General features: G+C 69.1%; 11 protein-coding genes. 8 read left to right on the top strand and 3 right to left on the bottom strand.

Features of this window, described 5'->3' with window-relative positions:
* Positions 1–52 precede the first annotated feature (52 nt).
* Positions 53–286, top strand: a complete 234-nt coding sequence (locus tag BM085_RS24735) for a hypothetical protein (RefSeq protein ID WP_031166637.1) — start codon at positions 53–55, stop codon at positions 284–286.
* Between the two features lie 2 nt (positions 287–288).
* Positions 289–867 (top strand): Clp protease N-terminal domain-containing protein, encoded by a 579-nt coding sequence (locus BM085_RS24730; RefSeq protein WP_093889311.1) that lies wholly within the window; start codon positions 289–291, stop codon positions 865–867.
* Positions 868–1016: 149 nt separating this feature from the next.
* On the opposite strand, the gene BM085_RS24725 is transcribed toward BM085_RS24730, so the two are convergent.
* The 3 genes from BM085_RS24725 to BM085_RS24715 form a co-directional block, all read right to left on the bottom strand.
* Complete coding sequence (locus BM085_RS24725; protein WP_093889310.1) at positions 1017–1754, bottom strand: succinate dehydrogenase/fumarate reductase iron-sulfur subunit; 738 nt, start codon at positions 1752–1754, stop codon at positions 1017–1019.
* An 87-nt stretch (positions 1755–1841) separates the two neighbouring features.
* Positions 1842–3770: a fumarate reductase/succinate dehydrogenase flavoprotein subunit gene (locus tag BM085_RS24720; protein WP_093889309.1), complete on the bottom strand. Its 1929-nt coding sequence runs from the start codon at positions 3768–3770 to the stop codon at positions 1842–1844.
* A gap of 81 nt (positions 3771–3851) precedes the next feature.
* The gene (locus BM085_RS24715) at positions 3852–4616 is read right to left on the bottom strand and encodes a succinate dehydrogenase cytochrome b subunit (RefSeq protein ID WP_093889308.1); all 765 of its coding nucleotides are present in this window, start codon (positions 4614–4616) and stop codon (positions 3852–3854) included.
* 197 nt (positions 4617–4813) lie between these two features.
* Between BM085_RS24715 and BM085_RS24710 the strand changes: the two genes are divergently transcribed.
* The 6 genes from BM085_RS24710 to BM085_RS24685 all read left to right on the top strand — a co-directional run bounded on the left by BM085_RS24710 (position 4814) and on the right by BM085_RS24685 (position 11193).
* Positions 4814–5746 (top strand): LysR family transcriptional regulator, encoded by a 933-nt coding sequence (locus tag BM085_RS24710; RefSeq protein WP_093889307.1) that lies wholly within the window; start codon positions 4814–4816, stop codon positions 5744–5746.
* An 82-nt stretch (positions 5747–5828) separates the two neighbouring features.
* On the top strand, positions 5829–7133 hold the full coding sequence (locus BM085_RS24705; RefSeq protein ID WP_093889306.1) for an AAA family ATPase: 1305 nt from the start codon (positions 5829–5831) through the stop codon (positions 7131–7133).
* Positions 7130–7927 (top strand): HNH endonuclease family protein, encoded by a 798-nt coding sequence (locus tag BM085_RS24700; protein WP_177245251.1) that lies wholly within the window; start codon positions 7130–7132, stop codon positions 7925–7927. Before BM085_RS24705 ends, BM085_RS24700 begins: the two co-directional genes overlap by 4 nt.
* An 86-nt stretch (positions 7928–8013) precedes the next feature.
* Positions 8014–9168, top strand: coding sequence for a PP2C family protein-serine/threonine phosphatase (locus BM085_RS24695; RefSeq protein ID WP_245789652.1), 1155 nt, complete (start codon positions 8014–8016; stop codon positions 9166–9168).
* Positions 9165–10751: a sensor histidine kinase gene (locus tag BM085_RS24690; RefSeq protein ID WP_093889304.1), complete on the top strand. Its 1587-nt coding sequence runs from the start codon at positions 9165–9167 to the stop codon at positions 10749–10751. Before BM085_RS24695 ends, BM085_RS24690 begins: the two co-directional genes overlap by 4 nt.
* Complete coding sequence (locus BM085_RS24685; protein ID WP_093889303.1) at positions 10744–11193, top strand: response regulator; 450 nt, start codon at positions 10744–10746, stop codon at positions 11191–11193. The genes BM085_RS24690 and BM085_RS24685 overlap by 8 nt, the downstream gene beginning before the upstream one ends.
* Positions 11194–11210: the final 17 nt, after the last annotated feature.

Below are 11210 nucleotides of genomic sequence, written 5' to 3'. Positions count from 1 at the left end.
GAACCGTCAATAAGAGTTGACAAGCGCATGATGTCAACCTAAATTGACAGACATGAGCGATACGGCACAGCTGGCCTCCGACGCCGGCAGCCGCGATCCGGCCGTCGGCCTGCGGGCCGTGCGGGCGTTGCGGATGCTCGTCGATCGGCTGGAGGCCCTTCAGGTGGAGAACGCCAGGGATCAGGGCTGGTCCTGGCAGGAGATCGCGCACTGCCTGGAAGTCACCCGGCAGGCGGTGCACAAGAAGTACGCGGGCGGCCGAGGTCTGCTGAGACGGGAGAGGTAACCATGTTCGAACGGTTCACAGATGAGGCCCGGCAGACGGTGAAACTCGCCCAGGCGAACGCCCGCCGGCTGAACCATCACCTCATCGGCACCGAACACCTCCTGCTGGGCCTGCTCGACCAGCCGGAGAGCGACTCGGCCGAGATCCTCGGGCGGCACGGGCTGGACCACGACCGGGCCTGCCGGGCTGTGACGGCCCTCATCCCGCGTGCGCCGAAGGACGCGCTCGACGCGGAGGCGCTGGAGACGATCGGCATCGACCTGTCCGCCATCAGGGACAGGGTCGAGGCGGCCTTCGGCCCCGGCGCCCTGGACCGGCCGCCGCAACGCGACCACCGGGGCGGGCTGCTCAGCGGGAGGCACGTCCCCTTCTCCCCCCGGGCGAAGAAGGCGCTGGAACTCTCCCTGCGGGAGGCCCTCGCCCTCAAGCACGGCTACATCGGCGACGGCCACATCCTGCTGGGGCTGCTCCGCGAGGGGCAGGGGCTGGGCTCACGCGTCCTCGCCGACGCGGGGATCGACTCCGCGGCGCTGCGCCAGGAGGTCGTCCGTGAACTCGGCACGCGGCGGACGCCCGGATAGGACACCGTCCACCGGATCCTTCGGAACGCCGCGAACGCTCCTCAGGCACAGCCCCGGCCGGTGAGGTCCCGGCAGACGCGTCCGCCCCGGGTCCGGCCGCTGTGGCCGGGCACCGGGGCGGACAGCGCCCGTGCGGGACTACCGGGGACCTACTTGGAGGCCTTGAGGTAGTCGCGGTTCATCTGGGCGATGGTGTCCAGCGGGATGCCCTTGGGGCAGACCGCGGTGCACTCGCCGGTGTTGGTGCAGCCGCCGAAGCCCTCGGCGTCCATCTGCTCGACCATGGCCTTGGCGCGGGAGTCACGCTCGGGCTGGCCCTGCGGGAGAAGGCTGAGGTGAGTGATCTTGGCGGCGGTGAAGAGGGAGGCCGAGCCGTTCGGGCAGGCGGCGACGCACGCGCCGCAGCCGATGCAGGTGGCCGCGTCGAACGCCGCGTCGGCGTCGACCTTCTTGACCGGAACGCTGTGCGCGTCGGGGGCGGAGCCGGCCGGGACGGAGATGAAGCCACCCGCCTGGATGATCCGGTCGAACGCCGAGCGGTCCACGACCAGGTCCTTCACCACCGGGAAGGGCGCCGCGCGCCACGGCTCGACGGTGATGACCGCGTTGTCCTCGAAGTGCCGCATGTGGAGCTGGCAGGTGGTGGTGGCCACCTGCTCTCCGTGCGCGACGCCGTTGATGACCATGCCGCACATGCCGCAGATGCCCTCGCGGCAGTCGTGGTCGAAGGCGACCGGGTCGTCGCCCTCCAGGATGAGACGCTCGTTGAGCACGTCGAGCATCTCCAGGAAGGACATGTCAGGAGACACGTCCTCGACGCGGTAGGTGACCATCCGGCCCTTGTCCTCGGGGCCCTTCTGGCGCCAGACCTTGAGTGTGAGATTCATACCCATGGTTCGCTTACCGCTCCTCATTCGCTGCGCGGAAAGCTTGCTTCGCGGCGCTTTCCACTCCGCTCACTACGTCGGGTGCACTCACTTGTAGCTCCGCTGGCTCATCTTGACGTACTCGTAGTCGAGGTCTTCCTTGTGCAGGACCGGGCCCTGCTCGCCGTACTCCCAGGCCGCGACGTAGGCGAAGTTGTCGTCGTCGCGCAGGGCCTCGCCATCGGCGTCCTGCGACTCGGCGCGGAAGTGGCCGCCGCACGACTCGGTGCGGTGCAGCGCGTCGATGCACATGAGCTCGGCCAGGTCGAAGAAGTCGCCCACCCGGCCGGCCCGCTCCAGCGCCTGGTTGAGCTCGTCGGCCTCGCCGGACACCTTCACGTTCTTCCAGAACTCCTCGCGGAGCTCCGGAATCCGCTCCAGCGCCTTGCGCAGCGACTCCTCGGTGCGCTCCATGCCGCAGTACTCCCACATGATCTTGCCCAGCTCGCGGTGGTAGGAGTCGGCGGTGCGGTCGCCGTTGTTCGACAGCAGCTTGTTGATCTTCTCACGGACCGCGATCTCGGCCTCGGCCACTGCCTCCTCGTCGACCTCCCCGTAGGGGCCGTTGGCGAGGTAGTCGCCGATCGTGGTCGGCAGCACGAAGTAGCCGTCGGCCAGGCCCTGCATCAGCGCGGACGCGCCGAGGCGGTTGGCGCCGTGGTCGGAGAAGTTGGCCTCGCCGATCACGAACAGGCCGGGGATCGTGGACTGCAGGTCGTAGTCCACCCACAGCCCGCCCATCGTGTAGTGCACGGCGGGGTAGATGCGCATCGGCTGGGTGTAGGGGTCCTCGCCGGTGATGCGCTCGTACATCTCGAAGAGGTTGCCGTACTTCTTCTCCACCGCGTCGCGGCCCAGGCGGCGGATCGCGTCGGCGAAGTCGAGGTAGACGCCCAGACCGCCGGGGCCGACGCCGCGGCCCTCGTCGCAGACGTTCTTGGCGGCGCGGGAGGCGATGTCACGCGGGACCAGGTTGCCGAACGCCGGGTAGATGCGCTCCAGGTAGTAGTCGCGCTCGTCCTCGGGGATCTGCGAGACAGGCCGGTCGTCGCCCGCCTTGACCGGCACCCACACGCGGCCGTCGTTGCGCAGCGACTCCGACATCAGGGTCAGCTTGGACTGGTACTCGCCGCTGACCGGGATGCAGGTCGGGTGGATCTGGGTGTAGCAGGGGTTGGCGAACATCGCGCCGCGCCGGTGCGCCCGCCAGATCGCCGTGGTGTTGCAGCCCTTGGCGTTGGTGGACAGGAAGAACACGTTGCCGTAGCCGCCGCTGGCCAGCACGACCGCGTCGGCGACGTGCCGCTCGATCTCGCCGGTGACCATGTCGCGGACGATGACGCCGCGCGCCCGGCCGTCGGAGACGATCAGGTCGAGCATCTCGTGGCGGGTGTGCATCTCCACGGTCCCGGCCGCGATCTGCCGCTCCAGCGCCTGGTAGGCGCCGAGCAGCAGCTGCTGGCCCGTCTGACCGCGGGCGTAGAAGGTCCGGGAGACCTGCGCGCCGCCGAAGGAGCGGGTGTCGAGCAGGCCGCCGTACTCGCGGGCGAACGGCACGCCCTGGGCCACGGCCTGGTCGATGATGTTCACGCTGACCTGGGCGAGCCGGTAGACGTTCGACTCGCGGGCGCGGAAGTCGCCGCCCTTGACGGTGTCGTAGAACAGCCGGTAGGTCGAGTCACCGTCACCGCGGTAGTTCTTGGCGGCGTTGATGCCGCCCTGGGCCGCGATGGAGTGCGCGCGCCGGGGCGTGTCCTGGTAGCAGAACGACTTGACGTTGTAGCCCAGCTCGCCGAGGGTCGCGGCGGCCGAGCCGCCCGCGAGGCCGGTGCCGATGACGATGACGTTGAGCTTGCGCTTGTTGGCCGGGTTGACCAGCTTGGCGTTGAACTTCCGCTTCTCCCAGCGGTCCTCGATCGGACCCGCCGGAGCCTTGGTGTCGCGGATCGGCTCGCCTTCGGTGTACTTCGTGGTCATCGTCCGCTCACCGCTCCTCATTCACTACGCGGAAGGCCTGCCGCGCGGCGCCTGCCGCCGCGCTCACTGCGTCGGATCCGCTCACTTGATCGCCCCGGCCATGACGGCGACGGGAACGGCGAGGAAGCCGAGGACCAGCACCACGGAGATCGCGGCGGCGACGCCCTTGAGCGGGCGGTAGCTGCGGCCACCGGCCAGGCCGAGCGTCTGGAAGGCGCTCCACAGGCCGTGCCGCAGGTGCAGGCCGACCATGATGACGGCGACCACGTAGAAGACCGTGACCCACCAGCGCGACGGGTCGAAGCCCTGCACCAGCCGCTCGTACGGCGTGCCGTCCCAGCCGGCCGGGTTGACCGCGCCGAACGTCAGGTCCAGCAGGTGCCAGATGACGAACAGGACGATGATCACACCGCCGTACCGCATGGTGTGCACGGCGTAGCCGCCCGCCTGGGACTTGCGCTTGGCCGCGTACTTGACCGGGCGGGCCTTGTGCGCCCGGCGGGCCAGGGAGATCGCCGACCACATGTGCAGCCCGACGGCCGCGGCCAGCACGACCTCGACGACGGTCAGCAGGACGCGCCGCGGGAGGATCGGCTCGCCCATGGTCCGCAGGAACTCGGCGTAGGCGTTGAAGGACTCGGCGCCGAAGAAGCTCTTGAGGTTCCCGGCCATGTGGCCGATGAGGAAGAGCACCAGGATGGCGCCCGTGACGGCCATCACAGCCTTCTTACCGTTGGAGGAGCCCAGCAGTCCGCCGGGCCTCCGGGGTTTGGCGGTCTTCGCGGCGGCGTCCGCGGGGGAGTTGACCCGCGCGGTGGCGGATCCGCGCTCAATCGTGGCAGTCACAGACGTGACGCTAGGTAAGGCGGTTTCCCGCCGTCCAAGTCATCGTGGATGTCGTTTCCATAGCCTCCGGCTATTATCTCTGCGTCCGGGCGGCTTCATCCTCGGGCCCCGCAGGCCGGTGCGAGCAATCTCACATCATCTCCGATGGCGGGGGCCGCCCCGGATGCGCCACCGGCGCATCCGTACGCTAGGGAAACGTGCAGCTCCAGCAACTCGCCTACTTCGTGGCGGTCGCCGAGGCCCGGCACTTCACTCAGGCCGCCGAGCGGATGCGCGTCGCCCAGCCGTCGCTCAGCAAGCAGATCAAGGCCCTGGAGGCCGAGCTCGGCGCGCCGCTGTTGAGCCGCGCCCGGGGGAACGTCACCCTCACCGCCGCCGGGGAGGCCCTGCTGCCGCTGGCGCGCCGGATGCTGGCCGACGCCGAGACCGCGCGGCGCGAGGTCGGCGAGCTGGCCGGGCTGCGCCGCGGCCGGGTCCGCCTGGGCGCCACGCCCTCGCTCTGCGCCGGGCTGATGGCCGACGCCCTGGCCAGGTTCCACCGCGCCTACCCCGGCATCGAGCTGCTCGTGGAGGAGGGCGGCTCCCGCGACCTGGTCCGCACCCTGGCACGCGGCCAGCTCGACCTCGCTTTGATCATCATGCCGCTGCAGAGCGACGACCCCGCCCTGGTCACCGAGGAGGTCCTGCGGGAGAACCTGGTCGTCGTCTCCCCCACCGACTCGCAGGCGCGCAGGCCATACCTGCGGATAGAGGAGCTGCGCGGGCAGCCGATGGTGATGTTCCGGCGCGGCTACGACCTGCGGGAGGCCACGCTCGGCGCCTGCCGCCAGGCCGGGTTCGAGCCCAGGCTGTCGGTGGAGGGGGGCGAGATGGACGCCGTTCTCCGCTTCGTGGAGGCCGGGCTGGGGATCGCGCTGGTCCCCTCGATGGTGCTGGACGGCCGTCCCGGCCTGACCGGGACGCCGCTGGCCCCCCCGGGGCTGCAGCGCACCATCGCCATCGCGCACCGCAAGGACGTCGAACCCACCCGCGCCGCCCAGGCCTTCCACGACACCCTGCTGTTCTTCCTCGCCGAGGCCGCCCACGACGGTAGCCTTCCCGAAGGCCTGGAGCTGATCGTCGAGGGTTGACCAGGACACCGGCGCGCCCCCACGCCTAGAGTTGAGCGCACGGCGACCCGGCTCACGCACACGAGCGAGAGGATGGCATGACGTGTACGTCGCGAATCTAAAGATCTCCGGCGTACGTGGCTTCTCCGGTCCGCGAGAGGTCGACCTCGATTTCACCCGGCCCGACGGCTCATACGCCGGCTGGACCGTGCTGGCGGGCCGTAACGGCTCGGGTAAGAGCACCATTCTGCAGGCCATCGCACTGACCGCTGCGGGCCCGCGCGTCGGCGTGGATCTCGATCGCTGGACTGGTTCACCACCCGATTCCGCAACGGCGGGTGTTCGCTGCGAATTCCGCTACGACCTAAAATTCGATCATGCCGACGATCCGTTCGGCATCCCGGGGTCGGACGCCCTACTGCCGGCTGCCCTTCGCTGGACATCCGATGGTCTCGGCCTTTGGCGGGGAGATGACCCTCGCATCGACGGTCTCTGGCTGCGAAAGACGCAGAGCGGCTGGTTCCTCTCCGGGTACGGCCCCTTCCGCAGGCTGTCGGCCGCCGAGATGGGACGCGGCGGCTCCGAGCTCAGATCGAGTTATCAGGCGACAAGGACACTCTTCGACGAGGACGCGACTCTGTTCGAGAGTGTCAGCTGGCTTGTCGAACGCCACCTTTTCCAGTTGGAAGGTCGCCCAGGGGCGAAGGAGCTTCTCGAATCCGTCCTCGCCCTGCTCGGAGACGGTCTCCTGCCCGACGGATTCAAAATCGTGCGTCTGGATTCCGACGGCCTCTGGGTTCAACGTGACGGCACGCGAAGACCGCTCCGTGACATGAGCGACGGATATCGAGCGGTCACCGCCCTCGTGCTCGACATCATGCGGCAGATGCACACGGCTTACGGAATGCTCGCTGTCGAGAGCCGAGACGGGCGCCCGACCATTCCCTACCCAGGTGTCGTGCTGATCGACGAGGTGGACGCACACCTCCATGTGAGCTGGCAGCAGAAGATCGGCGAGTGGCTGAAAACACACTTCCCGATGATCCAGTTCATCGTCACCACCCACAGCCCCTACGTCTGCCAGAGTGCGAGCGCCGGTGGCCTCATTCGCCTGCCCGGCCCGGACGAACAGTCCCCTCCGAGCGTCGTGGACGAGGAACTCCACCGCCGCATCGTGTACGGCAGTGGCGACGATGCCGTCGTGACCGAACTGTTCGGTGTGGACTCCCCGTACTCTCCGCGCTCGGACGAGCTTCGCGAGGATCTCGGCGATCTGGAGATCAAGGTGCTCGACGGGACCGCGACGCCCGCGGATGTCGATGCCTACAGGCGACTCAGCGAAGAGCTGGCGAGCTCTCCGGCCACCCGAGTGCGAGAGGTGTCACAGACCCTCGGATCCGATCCGTGATCCCGCTGGTACGTCCTTCCCTTTCAGCGGAGTTAGCCGGCAGGCTCCGTGACCAGACCGACCATCTCCGTTCCCGCTCCGCGAACGCGGCCACCGCCCGCCGGCGCTGGAAGAACGCGACCGACGACCGGTCGGCCCTGCGCGCTCGGCTGCAACCCATGGCGGCCGGGATAGAGCGGTGCATGTACTGCGGAGACAGCCTCGGCACGGCGATCGACCACTTCGAACCGATCAAGTTGGCTCCGCTGCGCGCCTTCGACTGGCTGAACCACTTTCTGGCCTGTGACTACTGCAACAGCAACGCCAAGCGTGCCGAGTATCCATGTGACCCGCTGACCGGAGAGTGTCTGCTCATCGACCCTTCCGTCGAAGATCCCCATGATCACCTCCAGCTCCTCCTTGGCACCGGGCGCTACCGGGCCAGGACGCCCAAGGGGAAGGCGACCATCAGAACCTTCCGGCTGGACCGCTGGCAGTTGGAGCGAGCGCGCCAGGACGGCTTCCAGCGCTGCCAGGACATGCTCCGCGGGTACGCGAGATCCCTCACACGAGGCGAGCACCAGCGGGCGCATGGCCAGGCGCAGGCTCTACTGCGGCAGCCTCATGCCGATGTGCTGTATGCGATGGTGCGCGCACTCGGCTCACCCGGAATATCCACCCTCATCGATGGGGACATCATTGAGATCCTCCGCACGCACTTCGCTGTCCCCCCACTGTGGAGCAGCGTCTCGGAGCGGACGCGAGCCCTGCCGCACGACTGCGGGACACGGCCCACGGACCGGCCGAGGACATGAAGCTGGGCACTGTCCTATAAGTCCTGGTGTCACACTATTCTGCATAGCGTTAATAGGTGTCCCCCCGATCTCGCAAAGAGGCGTCAGTGACCGCCCCTCCCCATGACACGCTCACGATCCTTCTCATCGAGGACGACGCGGGCGATGCCTTCCTCGTGGAGGAGTTGCTCGGCGAGTCGGACGACCCACCGAAGATCATCTGGGTGCGCAGCCTGGCGGAGAGCCGAGTACAGCTGACACAGGACGTGCAGTGCGTGCTCGTGGACCTCTCGCTGCCCGACGCGACCGGCCTCGAAGCGCTGGAGCAGGTGCTCTCCATGGCGCCGCACGCCGCCGTGCTCGTGCTGACCGGGCTGAACGACACCCACGTGGGCGCGGAGGCCGTGGCCGCGGGCGCCCAGGACTTCCTGGTCAAGCAGGACGTGGAGGCCCGGCTGCTGGCGCGGGCGATCCGCTACGCGATGGAGCGCAAGCGCGCCGACCTGGCCCAGCGCCGGCTGGTCGAGGTCGAGCTGCTCACCAAGGAGAACTCCCGACTCGAACGCGGGCTGCTGCCGGTGCCGCTGCTGGAGCCCGGGCTCCTGGAGCACCAGGCCCGCTACCTGCCCGGCCGCCGCCGGGCCCTGCTCGCCGGCGACTTCTGGGACACCGTGCAGAGCCCCGACGGCGCCGTGCACGTGGTGGTCGGCGACGTGTGCGGGCACGGCCCGGACGAGGCCGCGCTGGGCGTCGCGCTGCGGATCGCCTGGCGGACCCTGGTCCTGGCCGGGCACACCGGCAACGAGCTGCTGCGCACCCTCGACTCGGTGCTCCGCCTCGAACGCAAGTCCGCGGAGATCTTCACGACGCTGTGCATCGTCACGATCGACCCCACGCTCGGCACCGCGCGCATGCACGTGGTCGGCCATCCACCGCCCCTGCTGATCCGCGACGGCGTGATCGGCGTGGTCCCGGGCACCCCCTCGGGGCCGCCGCTCGGGATCTTCCAGGGTGTCGACTGGACGGAGATCGAGGTGCCGCTGGGCGCCGACTGGTCCCTGCTGCTCTACACCGACGGCCTGATCGAGGCCACCGTCGGCGGCGGCCCCGACCTGCTCGGGACCGAGGGCCTGCTCCGCCTGGTCCACGAGCAGGACGGGATCCACCTCGACCGGCTCATCGACCGGGTGATCGAGCTGAACCAGGACGCGCTCAGCGACGACCTCGCGGCCGTGCTCATCTCGCGCGGCGAGGAGCGGTGAACACCGGCCACGGCCTGCGCCCCCTGCCCGCCGCCACCCCGGCGACGGGCTTCGGGAAGCTCCGCGTCGGGCAGTGGTTCCTGCTGGCGGGGGTGTTCATTCTGATGGTGTTCACCGTCGCCGGCGCCTTCACCGTCATCTCGATCGAGGAGACCCGCGAGGCCAGGGTGGCCGTGGTGGACGTCGTCGACCCCGCGGCGCTGCGCGCCCTGGAGATCTCCAACGCGCTGACCTCGCAGGAGAGCTCGGTCCGGGCGTACGGCAGGACCAACGAGGAGACGTCCCTCCAGGACTACCGCGGGGCGGTCGTCGCCGAGGCCGGCGCGCTGGCCTCGATCGACGGGCTGATGTCCCGGATGCCGGAGAGGCGGACGGTCGCCGCCGAGGTCGCCCGGCTGAAGGCGGCCGGAGAGGCCTGGCGGCGCGACTACGCGGAGCCGCTCATCGCCTCGGTGCCGACCATGAGGACCGAGGCCTCCAACCGGCAGAACGCGCCCGTCAACGCCGCCCGCTTCACCGAGATCCGCCAGTCGCTCACCGCGCTCCAGGACCACCTGAACCGGCTGCACATGGAGGGCGGCGTCCGGCTGGAGAAGGGCTGGCAGGCCCTCTACCTCGCACTCGGCGGGGTGGCCGGCGTGCTGGTCCTGGCCGGGATCGGTTCCGTGCTCATCGTCCGGCACGCCGTACTGCGTCCGATGGCGGAGCTCAACGGCCAGGTCCGCGCGGTCGCCCAGGGAGACTTCGAGCACAAGCTCAAGGTCGAGCGCCCCTCCGAGCTGGCCGAGCTCTCCAGCCACGTGGACGCCATGCGGCGCCGCATCCTCACCGAGTGGCGGCGGGCCTCGGAGGCGCAGAGCAAGCTGGAGGAGCAGACGGCGGAGCTGCGCCGCTCCAACGGCGAGCTGGAGCAGTTCGCCTACGTGGCCAGCCACGACCTGCAGGAGCCGCTGCGCAAGGTGGCCAGCTTCACCCAGATGCTCGACCAGCGCTACGGCGACCAGCTCGACGACCGGGCCAAGCAGTACATCGCCTTCGCCGTGGACGGCGCCAAGCGCATGCAGCTGCTGATCAACGACCTGCTCGACTTCTCCCGGGTCGGCAGGGTCGGCGGCGAGCGGACCGCGATCGACACGGGCCTGTCCCTGCAGGCCGCGCTGAACAACCTCGCCGTGACGATCGAGGACGCCGGGGCCACGATCAGCTCCGACGACCTGCCCACCGTGCAGGGCAACCGGGCCCAGCTCACCCAGCTCTTCCAGAACCTCCTCGGCAACGCGATCAAGTTCCGCTCGCAGGAGCCGCCCCGGATCCACATCGGGGTCCGGCGCGACGGGGACATGTGGGAGTTCTCCTGCGCCGACAACGGGATAGGCATCGAGAGCAAATACACTGACAGGATCTTCCTGATCTTCCAGCGCCTGCACGGACGCGACGTCTACGCGGGCACCGGCATCGGGCTGGCGCTGTGCAAGAAGATCGTCGAATACCACGGCGGCCGGATCTGGGTGGACGGCGAGGAGCCCGACAGACCCGGCACGACCTTCCGCTGGACCCTTCCCTCTGGAGATACGGATGAATGACCTGCGCTGGATCGACGTGCTCCTGGTCGAGGACGACCCGGGCGACGTCCTGCTGACGCGGGAGGCGTTCGAGATGAACAAGGTCAGGAACAAGCTGCACGTCGTCAACGACGGCGAGCAGGCCATGGCCTTCCTCCGTAAGGAGGGCGAGTACGCCGACGTGCCCCGGCCGGACCTGATCCTGCTGGACCTCAATCTGCCCCGCAAGGACGGCAGGGAGGTGCTCCAGGACATCAAGGGCGACGAGCGGCTCCGCGGCATCCCCGTGGTCGTGCTGACGACCTCGGAGTCCGAGGAGGACATCCTGCGCAGCTACCACCTGCACGCCAACGCCTACGTCTCCAAGCCGGTGGACTTCGACCAGTTCATCAGCGTGGTCCGGCGGATCGACGACTTCTTCGTCACCGTCGTCAAGCTGCCCAACTCCGACCAGCACTACTGAGCCGGGGGGGCTCGCGC

Source organism: Streptosporangium canum, from assembly GCF_900113865.1.
Classification (GTDB): Bacteria; Actinomycetota; Actinomycetes; order Streptosporangiales; family Streptosporangiaceae; genus Streptosporangium; species Streptosporangium canum.
This window is presented reverse-complemented; position numbering and strand designations above follow the sequence as displayed.

Coding starts and splice junctions, on each gene's coding strand:
- BM085_RS24735 (WP_031166637.1), top strand. CDS start 53: ATGAGCGATACGGCACAGCTGGCCTCCGACGCCGGCAGCCGCGATCCG.
- BM085_RS24730 (WP_093889311.1), top strand. CDS start 289: ATGTTCGAACGGTTCACAGATGAGGCCCGGCAGACGGTGAAACTCGCC.
- BM085_RS24725 (WP_093889310.1), bottom strand. CDS start 1,754: ATGAATCTCACACTCAAGGTCTGGCGCCAGAAGGGCCCCGAGGACAAG.
- BM085_RS24720 (WP_093889309.1), bottom strand. CDS start 3,770: ATGACCACGAAGTACACCGAAGGCGAGCCGATCCGCGACACCAAGGCT.
- BM085_RS24685 (WP_093889303.1), top strand. CDS start 10,744: ATGAATGACCTGCGCTGGATCGACGTGCTCCTGGTCGAGGACGACCCG.